Origin of the sequence: Spirosoma oryzicola, assembly GCF_021233055.1 — a bacterium.
In the GTDB taxonomy this organism is placed as follows: Bacteria; Bacteroidota; Bacteroidia; order Cytophagales; family Spirosomataceae; genus Spirosoma; species Spirosoma oryzicola.
Map to the genome: position 1 here is coordinate 1 of NZ_CP089546.1, position 14,228 is coordinate 14,228.

At 47.6% G+C, this 14,228-nt stretch carries 13 protein-coding genes; 10 read left to right on the forward strand and 3 right to left on the reverse strand.

Features of this window, described 5'->3' with window-relative positions:
* Positions 1-400: 400 nt before the first annotated feature.
* The 3 genes from LQ777_RS29765 to LQ777_RS29775 all read right to left on the reverse strand — a co-directional run bounded on the left by LQ777_RS29765 (position 401) and on the right by LQ777_RS29775 (position 2,325).
* Entirely contained in the window at positions 401-1,213 is an 813-nt protein-coding gene (locus tag LQ777_RS29765) for a DUF5694 domain-containing protein (RefSeq protein WP_232564068.1), read from the reverse strand.
* A 324-nt stretch (positions 1,214-1,537) separates the two neighbouring features.
* A complete protein-coding gene (locus LQ777_RS29770) occupies positions 1,538-1,927 on the reverse strand; it encodes a hypothetical protein (protein WP_232564069.1) in 390 nt (129 codons plus the stop codon).
* A 44-nt stretch (positions 1,928-1,971) separates the two neighbouring features.
* Positions 1,972-2,325 carry an alpha/beta fold hydrolase gene (locus LQ777_RS29775; protein WP_232564070.1) on the reverse strand — a complete coding sequence of 118 codons (354 nt, stop codon included), beginning with the start codon at positions 2,323-2,325 and terminating at the stop codon, positions 1,972-1,974.
* An 877-nt stretch (positions 2,326-3,202) separates the two neighbouring features.
* On the opposite strand from LQ777_RS29775, the gene LQ777_RS30575 reads away from it, so the two are divergent.
* The 10 genes from LQ777_RS30575 to LQ777_RS29820 all read left to right on the forward strand — a co-directional run bounded on the left by LQ777_RS30575 (position 3,203) and on the right by LQ777_RS29820 (position 14,194).
* Positions 3,203-3,328, forward strand: coding sequence for a hypothetical protein (locus LQ777_RS30575; protein ID WP_255720966.1), 126 nt, complete (start codon positions 3,203-3,205; stop codon positions 3,326-3,328).
* 81 nt (positions 3,329-3,409) lie between these two features.
* Positions 3,410-4,066 (forward strand): alpha/beta fold hydrolase, encoded by a 657-nt coding sequence (locus LQ777_RS29780; RefSeq protein ID WP_255720967.1) that lies wholly within the window; start codon positions 3,410-3,412, stop codon positions 4,064-4,066.
* A 50-nt stretch (positions 4,067-4,116) separates the two neighbouring features.
* Positions 4,117-4,788, forward strand: a complete 672-nt coding sequence (locus tag LQ777_RS29785; protein ID WP_341871396.1) for a Crp/Fnr family transcriptional regulator — start codon at positions 4,117-4,119, stop codon at positions 4,786-4,788.
* A 74-nt stretch (positions 4,789-4,862) separates the two neighbouring features.
* The gene (locus LQ777_RS29790; protein ID WP_232564072.1) at positions 4,863-5,462 is read left to right on the forward strand and encodes an HD domain-containing protein; all 600 of its coding nucleotides are present in this window, start codon (positions 4,863-4,865) and stop codon (positions 5,460-5,462) included.
* A gap of 763 nt (positions 5,463-6,225) precedes the next feature.
* Positions 6,226-7,302, forward strand: a complete 1,077-nt coding sequence (locus tag LQ777_RS29795; protein ID WP_232564073.1) for a replication initiation protein — start codon at positions 6,226-6,228, stop codon at positions 7,300-7,302.
* 669 nt (positions 7,303-7,971) lie between these two features.
* Positions 7,972-9,915: a glycoside hydrolase family 97 protein gene (locus tag LQ777_RS29800; protein ID WP_232564074.1), complete on the forward strand. Its 1,944-nt coding sequence runs from the start codon at positions 7,972-7,974 to the stop codon at positions 9,913-9,915.
* Between the two features lie 193 nt (positions 9,916-10,108).
* Positions 10,109-11,221: a Fic family protein gene (locus tag LQ777_RS29805; RefSeq protein ID WP_232564075.1), complete on the forward strand. Its 1,113-nt coding sequence runs from the start codon at positions 10,109-10,111 to the stop codon at positions 11,219-11,221.
* Positions 11,222-11,328: 107 nt separating this feature from the next.
* Positions 11,329-12,027, forward strand: a complete 699-nt coding sequence (locus LQ777_RS29810) for a response regulator transcription factor (RefSeq protein WP_232564076.1) — start codon at positions 11,329-11,331, stop codon at positions 12,025-12,027.
* Positions 12,024-13,286 (forward strand): sensor histidine kinase, encoded by a 1,263-nt coding sequence (locus LQ777_RS29815; RefSeq protein ID WP_232564077.1) that lies wholly within the window; start codon positions 12,024-12,026, stop codon positions 13,284-13,286. Before LQ777_RS29810 ends, LQ777_RS29815 begins: the two co-directional genes overlap by 4 nt.
* Positions 13,287-13,345: 59 nt before the next feature.
* On the forward strand, positions 13,346-14,194 hold the full coding sequence (locus LQ777_RS29820; RefSeq protein WP_232564078.1) for an HAEPLYID family protein: 849 nt from the start codon (positions 13,346-13,348) through the stop codon (positions 14,192-14,194).
* The last annotated feature ends 34 nt before the right edge of the window (positions 14,195-14,228 follow it).

The following is a 14,228-nucleotide window of genomic DNA, read 5'->3' on the forward strand; positions in this document are numbered from 1 at the left end:
CATTACTTGCCTTGGCTTTCAGGCTGTGCTTCCACATTATGTTTTGAGGCCCGAGGTATGGACTATAAACACATTACCACTCCCCATCGTATTTATTTACCTTACCGGCCTGGTAACCGAGCATTAGATTGGCGCTCCCGGTCATTGTTGGGTTGCCCGCCTAAAGGCCGATCAGAATATCGAGGTTACCCAGTGTAGTCGAATTAGGTGTAGTAAGTACGTAAGTCTTAACTCCACTGTATTCTTACAACGGCCATGAGCGTTCAGCAAGACGCTGACTAGTAAGAGGTTATTCGTCATTGATGCTCATTTCCAGCTACTCGCCCACAAAGAATAAACGTACGGAAGTGAATCGCTCCGTTCGTCAGAAGCGTTTCTGTAGTCTGGCGGATGCGGTTACTTATTTCTTGAGTACATCGCTTACGTCAACTACCTCAAATTGGGTGTTTGACTCGAAGAGGTGTTTCAGAATAGGAATGTGACCATAACCAAACAACACCATAATGGCTTTATCACCGGGGCGAATCGCTCGCAGGATGTTGGTATAGATATGGAGATTTGTACTGTACCAGTTGGCTACCAGATCGGTACCCGGATAGTTTGATCCCTGTCCAATCCGTGTTGCAAATTCCGTATAGATTGAGGCATTTTTCCGCAGCTCCTCCTTCGAGTTGATAAACCGGTACAAGTCTGTTATCGATTGCTTTTCCTGAACGTCTACCACACCGGTCATGGTACGACTGGCAAACTGATCGAGTGCTTTCAGTATCGCTGTCTGCCCGTTCGCCTTTGCATACGCATTAACAGGCTCCAAGTCGAATGAGCCCCGGTAGTTGACGCAGGTTAGGGTTGGTAGTTTGAGCCGCTTCGCCAGCGGATAGGCGATCTGGTCAACTTCATCCGTGCCAGGTTTGAATTGACCTTTCAAATACTGATGGTATTCACTGTCGACCTTGCTTTGTCCCTTCGTAGGAACCTCAATACAGATTTGGTTTGGCAAAAACTGGCTCAACTGCGTGAGCATCTGATCAAGCTTCTTCTGGCGTTCCTTATCCCGAACATCAACCACCTTGTTTTGATAGGCGTCTTGAGTGGATGGGGTGAAGTGAATACTTCCCACCAGCAACACTTTTATCTTGGGCGAAGCCGCTGACTGGGCAGTTACGTTGAGAGAGATCAGAAAAAAAAGAAAACCAGATAGATACTTGAGCATAAGGTTGCGCGGTTCAGCGAGCAAAGGTACTCGCCTAGCCGTTTGTCCTTACGTATGAGCTAAAGTTTCTCTGTTTTTGAACCTGGAGAGTTGTTAGCAACAGGATTAACTCTTTTCAGTCTATGATCAGTCATGCTATCGGAGCAGTCGAACACACTATTATCCGGGTGAACGCTGCGGTAGTAATCGAGATTTCCATAACTATGCGCCCGAGAATGAGAACAACCGAATTTTTAATGTCTTCTGGTAAAGATGGTTGCGGTAATCTGTCGTAGGATCAATTTTGAATCGCACGGTTCCTTTGTATCCAGTAGATCTGATAGATTACAAGTGTTGCTTGTAGAAATGGACAATTTCTTCGATCAACAAGGCTGGCTTATCTTGAGGAATGTTGTGAGAAGTGCCTGCTGCATAAACCAGATGCCGGTTACCATGTCCTTTCACCAGGTTACGCTGGTCAGCCTTAAATCGCTCGTTTTCGCTAGCTTCTGAAAACGGTCCCCGCTCAGCCATGATATCCAGCAAAGGAATACTGGCGGGCAGCGTCAGTTGCCTGACATAGTCACTGGTCCGCTCCATGCGAGCCAGCAGATAGTACAAGCTCATGTACCCCGCTTCATAGTCTTTTCGATCCAGACGCTGAAAATAGGTTCTGGCCAGGCGCATGTCGGCGTAGGAGGGTATGCGCGGATCGACCAGAATAATACCTTTCACCTGAGTCGGATGCCGGACCGCGTAAACCCAATTGTAAAAGGCGCCTAACCAACCAGTAACAGAGGGGTATTGCGGTAGCCAAACTGGTGCAACGCCTTCTCTAAACTTTTGATTTCCTGGAGGATCGTGTAACCCGCCGTATCAAAACTACTCTGGCCAAAGCCCGCCCGATCATAGGTAATGACAGTTGCCCCAAGACGCTGGTGCACAACTGCGGCAATCGAGTCCCACTGGGAAGCATCCTGTCCGCCCCCCGATTCGAAAAGGATGGGGGCCTTCTTACCTTTTAGCATCCTAACATGAAGTCGATAAGGCCGAGCGTTAACAAGTGTATCGATTAATTGCGCATGGGCATTCACGGTCAGTAGTAACAGCCAGACAAAAAGGATTTGTTTCAACGTCATTGGGTATTATAGGTTACTTGTATGTCTGAATGTGCGGCTTCATATAAAAGAGGTTTCAGCGCAACGACACCTTTCGCCGAAAGATGAAACAGTATGTCTTACAGCTAGTAATGAGGTAGTAAGCCCGAACAAAAACATAATCTAGACATTCGTTCGAAAAGCCAAGAAATAGGCCTGATATGCATGATGCTTACCTTTTAAACCCGCCTACTTGCCGATCAATCGTCTCTGCCGACGATAAGACAGGCCAGCAGCCAGAAAGAAAAAGTCAGCGGGATATGCAAACAGATAATTACCCGTCATAGCAATGACTATCACACAGACAAGACCAGATGCAAGAAGATCTATATAGTTCATTTTCATGATTAAAAACGATTTAGAAGTTCTATAAGTGACCTTACGAAAAGCTATGTATATCAATCTTAACTTTTCCCCGGATCACATCCCAGAAAAACGTTTTCAGTTGACTAGCTATGTTCTTTATGCCTGAAATTCTATCTGTTTCATGATTTCTGAAGTCGTATAGGAGCCTATGGGTTAGTCGATTGACTAAACTGTGTACAATATAATGAAATCTGGTAGAATAGAACCCAGCATGCTCTCGCATAACGTTTGTGCAAATGAGCCTTGTCAAGATTACAATATTCACTATCGAACATCTTCTGTCAAGATGGTGCTTGTCATGCCCAACAAATCATAAAATCACTCAGGCCAGCTGGAAAATTACCCAGTGCATGGTTGATAATCCTCCCAGAGCGCCATAAATCACCTCTAATGCCATCAAAAACTTTTTATGAGCCCTAGTTCATTTACAATAATAAACGCCGTAAAAGACAAATAAGGCATGTAGACAATTAACACCGCCGATCTTATGGCTGACGAAGAATTAGTAAAACAGTTACCCGGTTTCACGAGCAGCTACCTGACCGTCGATGGCGTTCGGCTCCACTACGTTATGGGTGGCCAGGGTAAACCACTGGTTCTGTTGCCCGACTGACCCCAGACTTGGTGGAGTTACCACAAAAGTATGCTCCTGTTGGCCGAAAATTACCAGGTCATCGTGGTTGAACTATGAGGAATAGGTAGTTCAGCCAAACCTCCGACGGGTTATACAAAAAAAGCGATGGCGGGCGATGTGGCGGGCTTGCTGGATCAGTTGGGCATCGGGCAGGCGAATATTGCTGGTCACGACATCGGTGCTGCCGTGGCTTTCAGCTTCGCGGCTCACTTTCCCCGGCAGACCAGCACGCTTATTCTGCTGGACAGTCCACATCCCGACGACAATCTGTACAAACTTCCTGTGCTTCCAGTCGGAGCGGGTGTTTATCCGTGGTGGCTAGCCTTCAACCAGATCAGGGATTTGCCGGAACAACCACTAGAAGGCCAGTTTGATCTGGTGCAAAATTGGCTGTTTGACCAATTGCTGGAAGATAAGACAGCCATCAGCCCTTTCGACCGGCAGGTCTACGCACGGGCTTACAACAGCCGGGACGCGATACGAGCATCCAATGGCTGGTATCAGGCCTTTGCTGAAGACATTCAGGCTATCAGAGGCCAGAAGATCGAAGCAACAACGCTTGACATCGCCAGCCCGGCCGGTTACGCGATGCTTACTTCAGTGCTCCCTCCTTACGTCGATACCCTGACACTCCAGAAAGTAGCGGGGTCAGGCCACTTCGTCCAGGAAGAGAAGCCAGTCGAAACCGCTAGATTCATCAGCGATTTTCTTGGCTAGACCGTTGCTCGGCGGATAAAGTCGTGCCAGCCTAATGATACCTATCGGGCATGAATCCAAGTAAACGGCACGACTTTATCCGCTTCGTTGTTCAGCAGGAGAACCTGTTCATCATTTTTACCGACACAACTACCGATCAACCCCGGCTTTGGCCAATGGAAGAACTCTTCACCTATCTGGCCCAATTCGGCTACCTCAATGCGCAGCAGCGCGAACTCATCCGGATCAGGGCTAAACGCCGGACCATTGCCAAAGGGGCCTATTTTGCCGAAGCTGGAAAAATTTCTAACCAGATAGGCTACGTTACAGACGGTATTTTCAGGGTCTGTTACTACGACAAACGGGGCGACAGCTTCACCCGCTATTTCGTTTATGAAAACCGGTTCGTCGTCGACATTAACAGTTTTCGCGATGAGCTACCTTCTGCAGAATACATCGAAGCCATCACGGATTGTGAACTCTGGGTATTTTCCCGGGAAGATTTCAACCAGCTTTCCACACTCATCCCCGAATGGCCCGGCATGTTCGCCAACATTACACTGCACGCGCTGGAAAACAAGCTGAAATTTACCAGCAACATGCTCGTACAGGATGCCCAGCAGCGGTATCAGAACTTTCTTGACCATTATCCGGGGTTGGCCAACCGGGTTCCGCTCACGATGCTGGCGTCCTACCTGGGTATCACTCCTTCCTCGCTAAGCCGGATACGAAGAAACCGATAAGCTATTTCCTGTCATTTGGCAATTGAGTTTACACCCGTGCGGCTCAATTTTGTCCCATCACTAAAAAAACACCGATGGAATCGACAGATCTCTTCCGGCAAATTGCCTTCATCAAGGAAGTGGACAAGCTTAAGTACATTCTCCGCAGGACGAAACTTTTCAACAGTGATCGAAACGAGAACGACGCCGAGCACAGCTGGCACTTGGCCCTGATGGCGCTGGTCTTGGCCGAACATGCGAATGTTGCGGTTGATCTGCTCAAGGTTATTAAGATGTTGCTAATTCACGACCTTGTCGAGATAGACGCTGGAGACACGTTTATTTACGACACACAGAAAAGCCACGACAATACCGAGGAGGAACGAAAAGCCGCGCACCGGATCTTTGGTTTATTGCCCAATCACCAAGCCCAAGAGCTGATGGCTGTCTGGGAAGAGTTTGAAGAAGGGCAAACCGACGAAGCGAAGTTTGCCCGCGCTATGGACCGACTGGAACCCCTACTTCAGAACACATCGAATAACGGGGGCACTTGGACTGAGTTCGATGTGGACTACGAAAAAGTGTACGCTAAAAAGCAGGTTATACAACGAGGGTCCAAAGTCATCTGGCAATATGCCGAGCAGCTGATCAACGATAGTGTTGATAAAGGAATTCTTAAGAAGAAAGACGTCTAGTGCCAGTTCACAAAATTGTTCTGACTAATCACCCGCCTAAAAGCAGGCTCTTCATGGCTACGCAGACGGTTACTTTCAGCGTGATCTGTGTAGACAGAAGAGTTTGCTTTATTTACCTAAAAAGTAAATATCTGCTCTAGCCTGTTTCTTTTCTTTCTCCTCCGCTCTTTTGATTTTTTTTGATTTTTTTCTCTCGATGCAGATTGTGGTGAGGTGATCAAATTTTGAAAAAGTTATCAAATATTTTTCTTTTGATTGATTTGTATTGATTAAGGGGCCTGCAACTAATTGATAGTCAACTTGCTACAAGGAGAAAACCGACTTTTGGGGGGAGTAAAACCGACTTTTGGGGGGAGTAAAACCGACTTTTGGGGGGAGTTTTGTAGTAAGAAAACCGACTTTTGGGGGGAGTAAAACCGACTTTTGGGGGGAGTTTTTGTAGTAAGAAAACCGACTTTCCACAATTAAAAGTCGGTTTTTAGTTACAGGATAACGTAACGCCTGGTAATCTCTCTCAATGGCTACAATTTAGTGTAGCTATGTACAGTTTTTGTACACTAACTGTATTCTTTATACACCATACTTTACTTTTTACTTCTAGCTCCTTCTATTTTCTAGCTTATCACACATAAAATACACACCCTTAGAAAACCGACTTTTGGGGGGAGTTTTTATTATGTATATTCATTGATAATACCGACGTCATTCTTTCTGAAGTCGGTATATATTCTTATCTTTCGTCCCTTAGATGCCCTCCTATCCCATGAGCTCGCAGACGGAACAGTTACAGATCGCTTTCTATCCCCGACCCAATAACTATCAGCCTAATATCATTACTGAAAGCAGGCAGGAGTTTACGGAGATGGAAAAGAAGATTGTAGTTCTAGCTATTAATCAGCTTCGACAAATTGCTCAGTCATGGCAGAAAGGGCAGAACGTTACCTTGCTAATCCCTTATACAGAACTGACTGACAGTCACCACGGCAAAATATCTGCGGCAGCCAACACGCTTAACACAAAACGCATTGTTTATCAGAACTTCTCTGATCCTTTCGAGCCAGAATTTGATTACATAGTGCCTTTTCCCCGCGTACGCAGTATGATACTAAACGGGAAGCGACACCTAGAGCTGTTGATGCTGTCTGAAGTTGTTCCGAGTTTCATCGAATTAGGAAAACGCTACACCAGCTATAGCCTCAAGCTCATGCTGTCGCTCTCCTCCATCTACGCCCAGCGTATGTACGAAATTATCATGATGTTCTACGGACGAGGACAGAAAGAGTTTACCTATGAAGTATCGAAACTACGTACCGCGCTCAACTACCCCCCCGAACACGATTACTACGATTTCAAGCGAAAAGCCCTGACCGTTGCTCAATCGGAACTGTCTCAGAAGATTGGTTTACAATTCGACTTTACACCTTCCCTCAAAAATGGCAAAGCGGTCACCGAGTTGCGCTTTGTAGTGCAGTCAGATCAAGACCTGATCAACAATGATGTGGAAGTTGATCTGCTCACAGCTCAGACTATGCAGCCTCACGAAGTTGTAGTCATTGCTCGTAACCTCATCCATGATTACAAGTTCACCAAAAAACAGCAGAATCAGATTCTGGAAGACATCGAGTTGATGAACACCTTTATCCGGCTGCACACCGAGTTCCATCACGGGAAGCGGGTGGCCAAGAACCCCACCGCCTACATGGCTCAGGCCCTTGGCTTCGGTAAAGCGGACACCAAATCGGAATCCCTCACCAAAGCAGCAACAGGCCGGAAAGGCAAACCGAAGGTGGTGAAGAATCTGCTGACTGATGCGATTGATAAACCAAAGCGTAACGCGTAGCTCCTTTTGCCTATTCGATAATCTTACACAACCTTTCGCGGTGTGGGCTATGCTCATGCTGATTGGCTTAGGCAATTGGCTATGACAGATAACCAAACAAAGAGCACTAAAGTAGTAGCATTAAGAACAGCTTGTTTTACTCGCTTAATAATATTTAACTTACTGAATATCAATACCATGAACGCTCTTATACTTTTGTAACCATACGGCAGAGCGTAGCCGCTCCCTTTTTATTATCTGGATTAATTTATGTTGTCAAATGCTTCCGAAATTGATTAAGCTATCAATCATCTCATTACCGTAAATTAGTCTCATCGCTTTCTTGATGCCCTCGTAAGTGTTATAAGGGTTGCGGCAGACCGTAAACGCTCCGATTTTGGATCGACCCACCGGGTCAAGCCGTAACCTTTATCAGTATAAATCCGGTCATCCTGCCTTCCAGAGTTGACTTTCAATCCGATACCAGCTTCTGCCCAGGGCTAGGAATCAGCCACTACTAGCTGTGCTGATGCGTGTTTTATTACGCTGGCACTCAAGCATTAGCGCTTCATTGCAATTCGGCATATAGGGTGACACGGGACGAAGTCGCTGAACGTAGTTGATTGCCAGATCGCAATATACGCCGTGAATAAAACAGTCCGCCTACATAGGATTCGTAAACCCACTTCTATGAAAATAAGTCCTTTAGCCTACCCGCTGCATTTTTTCAACGTTCTTTTCTGTTTAGCGGGAGCCATCGTCCTTTTCAGCGGCTTTGACGCAGCAAGCCAGTCGATGAGCCTGGGTTCGAAGCCTGAATCAACTAAAATCACCTTGTCTTTGACTAAAACCGGCGAATTACGTTACAATGTAACCCGCCGGGGTAAAATGATTATTGCCGACTCTCCGCTCGGACTGGACTGTAATGACCAGAACTTTACGGCTGGACTTTCAGTCGTTCATGTTTCACCCGTTGACGTAAGACGGGAGAATTATGAATTGAAAACAGGTCATTTCAAAACGATAAACCACGCGTTTGAAACAAAGAGCATAACGGTTAAAAATAAGTTGGGTGCTCGGATGATCATTGATTTGCTGACCGATAACGAGGGCGTAGCTTTCCGCTATCGATTTCCGGATCAGACATCGACAATGCGGGTGATCAATGCGGAACGTACAGGGTTTCAGATTGAAAAAAAGGCGAAGGGCTGGTTGCAGCCGTATAACAAAGCCGGAAAAGTTACGCCGGGCTATGAGGATTTTTATTTTAGCGTACATCCCGGCGACTCAATCAACAATCCCCGTAACCCATCTGTAGGGTGGTGTATGCCTGCCCTATTTCAAGTAAATGAAGGCAAAAGTTGGATCTTACTGGCTGAGTCGGGAACGGACGGTTCGTTTCCAGGGTGTCATCTGCAAGCCGATTCAAAAGGTGGACTGTATAAAATTGCCTTCGCTGAAAAAGACGAAAAATATACCCTTCCCCTCGGCGCTGACAATCATCCGACATCCACTCTTCCCTGGGCAATGCCCTGGCGGGTCATTATCGTTGGCGATCAGGCGGGGGACATTCTACTGTCAAGCATGATTACAGATCTGGCCCCAGCCTCTAAACTTGAGGATACGTCCTGGATAGAGCCAGGAAAAGCTACTTGGTCCTGGTGGTCCCATCCCGAGGATCATTCCCCCGAAATGTATAATCAGTTCACGGATTTGGCCGCTTCGTTCGGTTTTCGTTATACGCTGTTTGATGCGGGCTGGGAAAAAGCCAACACCGAAGGGGGAATCATTGCCAAGGCCACTGCCAGGGGTATCAAGCCCATGGTGTGGGGCTATTCAGCAGCGTATTTCGACGCAGAAAAACGAAAAAAACGATTCAAAGAGTTGGCAGCAATGGGCGTCAAAGGAGTTAAAATCGATTTCTGGTGTTCGGATCGGCAGGAGGTGATGGGCTGCTTTGATTCGCTTTTTAACGATGCCGCCAAAGAGCATCTACTTATCAATCTTCATGGTACTACCGTTCCAAGAGGCTGGCATCGAACCTGGCCTAATTTTATGACCGCCGAGGCTGTTTTAGGAGCGGAACATTATTTTTACGAACCTAGATATCCAGATCTGGCCGCCGAGCAGAATACCGTATTGCCTTTTACTCGAAACGTTGCAGGCCCTACCGACTACACTCCGTTTGCCTTAACCATTCGAAAATATCCCCGGTTGAACACGGCCGTTCACGAGTTGGCTACTGCGATGATCTATACATCGGGAATTATTCACTTTGCGGATTCAAAGGAGGTATTTGATTCATTGCCTGTACCCGTCTGCCAACTACTGAAAGACATGCCTGCCAGTTGGGACAACACGGAAAGTATCGTAGCTGAACCGGGGGAACAGCTTATTCTCGCCCGTCAGAAGGAAGGTCTTTCTTACCTTGTCGGCATCAATGGAACAAATAAGGCAGTGCCCGTCAAACTGAACCTATCCAAATACACAAAGGGTTTTTCAAAATTTAAAGTCATTGTGGAAGGTGAAGATCCATTAATGGACTTTAAAACAGAGACCTATCCGATCACCTCTATCTGGCAACACACGTTTGCGCCCAAAGGGAGCTTCATTATTCAGTTTGTTAACGAGTAAACGTATTCTGCGGGCTTGTCAATATTCGTTTGATCAGGGTTTTTCGCTTGTTCGTCGGCTAATGCCCTTATCCAGTTCACCGCAACGAATTATGGCTAGCTCACCCGGGTACTACTGAAAATGAGGTATAGAATTCGTTCCCTTAACTCACTTTTTCAGTAATATTGAGCTATAGAACACGAATTGACAACGCATGAAATGGATTTGGCAGCTACCGAACTGGCCACAGTTTACATTCGATCCCGCTCAGTTTGTTCATTTTGAACGGGAATTTCATCGAAATGCGGGGGTCATCATTGGGTCGCTGGCCGCCGTTTCTGCCGACGAGGTCAATGAATTACGGGTTACGTTACTCAGCAATGAAGCGCTGGACACCTCGAAAATCGAAGGTGAGATCCTGGATCGCGATTCCGTTCAGTCGTCAATCCGCCACCAGTTAGGCCTGCAAACGGACGGCAGGAGGTCAGGGCCAAAAGAAACAGGTGTTGCTCTGATGATGGTCGACTTAGTCAGAAGTTATCAGGAGCCTCTTACTCAGGAACACCTTTTTTTGTGGCATAAGATGATCATGAATGGTCGAATTGATCTGGAAACGATTGGTGGCTACCGGACTCATACTGACCCCATGCAGATTGTATCCGGTCGGTTAGACAGGCCCATCTTGTTCTACGAAGCTCCTCCATCTGACCAGGTGGAAACGCAGATGAGCCAATACATCGACTGGTTCAATCGAGCCATTGAAGCGCAGATGCCAACGGTTGTTCACGCGGGCATGGCCCATTTGTATTTCGAATTGATCCACCCCTTTGAGGATGGCAACGGGCGGATCGGACGTACTCTTGCCGAAAAGGCACTGGCCATCGGAGCCCGACAATCATTGATTACCGCCTTGTCCACTACGATCGAACGGGACAAAAAAGCTTACTATCAGGCTTTGGAGCGGGCCGATTTCTCGTTGGATATCACCGAATGGTTGATCTATTTCTCTGGAATGATTTTGGAAACCCAGGTCTACGTTCAGAAAATGATCGTCTTTATTGTCTACAAGGCTCGGTATTTTGACACGTACCGTGGCCGGTTAAATGATCGGCAGACCAAGGTAGCGTTGCGTATGTTTGGGGAAGGACTCGCTGGTTTCAAAGGAGGTTTAAGTGCTGAAAATTACATCCGGATTGCCAAAACCTCCAGAGCTACCACGACCCGTGATCTGGCCGAGATGGTCGAACTGGGGGCGCTGACAAAGCAGGGAAAGCTACGCCATACGCGCTATTATCTTCCCATCTGGGAAGCCGCTTTTACGAACTAAGGCTCATCACATCTCCAGGAAAATAGGCGACAAATGACGTTGGCAGAAGCAAGATTCCAGATTCATTCCAGATTTTATGCCTTGATTTGTGCATAGCCAGGCAAGCCATGAAATTATTACTTATTGAAGATGAGCAGGCTCTCAGCCAGACGATTATTCGATTCCTGAGTCAACAGGGACACGTCTGTGAGCTGGCCACGACCTATCAGCAGGGGCAGGAAAAAATTGGCGTTTACACCTATGACTGCGTTTTGATCGACCTTATGTTGCCCGGAGGAAGTGGTATTGATCTGCTCAGATTGCTCAAGAAAGACCATAATCATACCGGAGCCATCATTCTTTCGGCCAAAGATTCACTGGACGACAAACTGCTGGGCTTAGACCTGGGAGCCGATGATTATTTACCCAAGCCGTTCCATTTATCCGAACTCAACTCACGGATCAACTCGCTGTTGCGACGCCTGAAATTTAAAGGAACAGCCAGGCTAGAAATCGGTGCCCTGCAAATCGATACGGACGCGCGGGTGGTGTATGTACATGAACATGCCCTAGAGCTGAACCGAAAAGAGTATGACCTGCTGCTGTTGTTCGCCACCAATCCAAATCGGGTCATCAAAAAATCAGCCTTAGCTGAGCATATATGGGGTGACCAGTCTGATCAGGTCGATTCCTATGATTTCATTTATTCGCAGATCAAAAATCTGCGCAGACGATTCAGTCAGGTTGGGTATGAGTTAGCGATTCAAACGGTTTACGGAATCGGCTATAAGTTCACGCCCACCGATCAGCCAGCGATACCCTCATGAGACTATTGACGCGAAGTACGCTGATCAGTTCCGCTATTCTGCTGGTGGCCCTGCTTATCAGCGGATTGTATATTTACGACCAGGTTAGCCAGGAAGTGCGGGACGAAATTGACGAGAAGCTGCTCAACCGCAAGCTTGAAATTCTGGTCAGTCTCCGCTCCTGGGAAAGAGCTATCCGCCCGATACCCATAGCGACCGATTTTCGCCTGGACTCAATTAGCGCTCAGGATTACAACGCCCTGAACGAGCATTTTGAGGACATTTCCCGGTACGAGTTGGTCGAAGGAGAAAACGAACTTCACCGGCAGCTGGTGACCAAGTTTAAACGAGCCGATACTTATTATTGCCTGCGCATTGAGACGTCATTGCTTGACCTGGAGGACATGGGTGAAATAATCGCCTATAGTACACTGGACGTCATGGTGGGCTTGCTTCTGATTGCCTTTCTGGTCAATAGCCTTCTTCAGCGCAAACTCTGGAAACCCTTTTACGGAACGCTTCTTCAGTTAAACGCTTTTCGGCTGGATCAGGTGACGCCATTACAACTGCCCGGTAGCTCCATCAAGGAATTTAATCAGTTAAATGAGACGATTGCGAAGCTGACAGCCATTAACCAGCGAGTCTATCAACAACAAAAACAATTTGTTGAAAATGCTTCGCACGAAATTCAAACGCCCCTGGCAATTGCCCTGCACCAAACCGAGCAACTGATTCAGAACCCAGATCTGACCGCCAATGATGCGCAGGCTCTGGACATACTAACCCAGCAGCTGGAACGATTATCGGCTATGAATAAGGCGCTGTTGCTAATCAGTAAAATTGACAATCAGCAGTTTGGCGAAACGCAGTCGGTCAACGTAGGTGATTTAATTCGTCAGACGGTCGATGAGTACTCGTTTCTGGCTGAGCAGAAATCTCTTCGTGTCGAACTGGATTTCCAGAACGAGATCGTTGTTGCGGCTAATCATCATTTGATGGCGATGCTGGTCGGCAACCTGATTCGCAATGCGCTGGTTCATTCCGCTAGCGAGAGCCTGATTACGATCCAACTGGCTGACCAATCTCTGCGCGTTGAAAACACGGCTGCTACGCCCATCGCACAACCCGAAACGTTGTTCGGCCGATTTGTCAAGCAAAGTGATAAACCGCAATCGCTGGGACTGGGCTTAGCAATCGTGAAGTCTATCTGCGATACCTATCAGTTTACCCCATCCATCGCTTCGGAGGGAAACCAGTTTATTTTCTCCGTCTCTTTCTAAAATTCCAGATTCGTTCCAGAAACACCCCGGAGCTTTGACCCAACAAAACAGCAAAGGGTATGAATAAGGTGTTTTTAGGCTGGATAGGAATGTGGTTGCTGAGTTACGGACCAAGCTGGGCCCAGCGCCCGAGTGCGTCCTTCGATACACTCGTTAAACCAACTGAGGAGAAGGTTCGACTGGCCAAGATTTCCCACGCCGAACCTTTGTATCTGGACCTGGTGCGGGATCTGGGGGCTCGCCGGGGCGAACGAGAATGGAACGTAGGCACCGAGTTCAGCCAGCAGAAAGGTGCGACAAGCTGGCATCCGTTCATTGAATACGAGTTTGCCCCCGTCAACCGGCTCGGCCTGGAGATCGAATTGCCGGGGCAGGTAAGCCTGGCTGACCCGGATCAGGGCCAACCCAGATCGGCTTCATGGCGTCTGCACAGCATTAAAACGTCTATCCAGTGGACCTATGCTGTGCTGGAGCGCTGGCAAACCTCCTTGGCGGTAGGGTATACCAATGAGTTAATGCTTCCCCCGGCAGCCAACACCGCTGGCTTTTCGGCCATCGAAGCGGGCCATCCTTTTTTGGTAGCTGCCAAAAAGTGGGGAGCGCATTGGCATACCCTGGTTTATGCGTCCTGGGCAGGGGAAATATCTAAGCAGGGGTCTATCCAGGCGGGTGGCCATGAACTGAACATAGCGGTGCACTACGTCATCCCTCATTCCAAGGCGTTTATGGGGGTAGAACTGTATCAGTCCTGGCCTGCCTCAGACGCACTGATGATCCGTCCTCAAGTGCGTATCGCCCTGAAAAATAACGTACTCCTTGGCCTTGTTGGCAACATGCCACTTAACCAGTCGACCGTAAGCAGCTGGTTTATCCGACTCATCTACGAACCCCGACGCAGCGCCCGCTGATTGTATGGTACAAACCATGAAAAGTACGTGTTTA

Excerpts from the sequence above, each read along its gene's own strand:
- LQ777_RS29800 (WP_232564074.1), top strand. The coding sequence starts at position 7,972 with ATGAAAATAAGTCCTTTAGCCTACCCGCTGCATTTTTTCAACGTTCTT.
- LQ777_RS29805 (WP_232564075.1), top strand. The coding sequence starts at position 10,109 with ATGAAATGGATTTGGCAGCTACCGAACTGGCCACAGTTTACATTCGAT.
- LQ777_RS29790 (WP_232564072.1), top strand. The coding sequence starts at position 4,863 with ATGGAATCGACAGATCTCTTCCGGCAAATTGCCTTCATCAAGGAAGTG.
- LQ777_RS29815 (WP_232564077.1), top strand. The coding sequence starts at position 12,024 with ATGAGACTATTGACGCGAAGTACGCTGATCAGTTCCGCTATTCTGCTG.
- LQ777_RS29795 (WP_232564073.1), top strand. The coding sequence starts at position 6,226 with ATGAGCTCGCAGACGGAACAGTTACAGATCGCTTTCTATCCCCGACCC.
- LQ777_RS29765 (WP_232564068.1), bottom strand. The coding sequence starts at position 1,213 with ATGCTCAAGTATCTATCTGGTTTTCTTTTTTTTCTGATCTCTCTCAAC.
- LQ777_RS29785 (WP_341871396.1), top strand. The coding sequence starts at position 4,117 with ATGAATCCAAGTAAACGGCACGACTTTATCCGCTTCGTTGTTCAGCAG.
- LQ777_RS29820 (WP_232564078.1), top strand. The coding sequence starts at position 13,346 with ATGAATAAGGTGTTTTTAGGCTGGATAGGAATGTGGTTGCTGAGTTAC.
- LQ777_RS30575 (WP_255720966.1), top strand. The coding sequence starts at position 3,203 with ATGGCTGACGAAGAATTAGTAAAACAGTTACCCGGTTTCACGAGCAGC.
- LQ777_RS29810 (WP_232564076.1), top strand. The coding sequence starts at position 11,329 with ATGAAATTATTACTTATTGAAGATGAGCAGGCTCTCAGCCAGACGATT.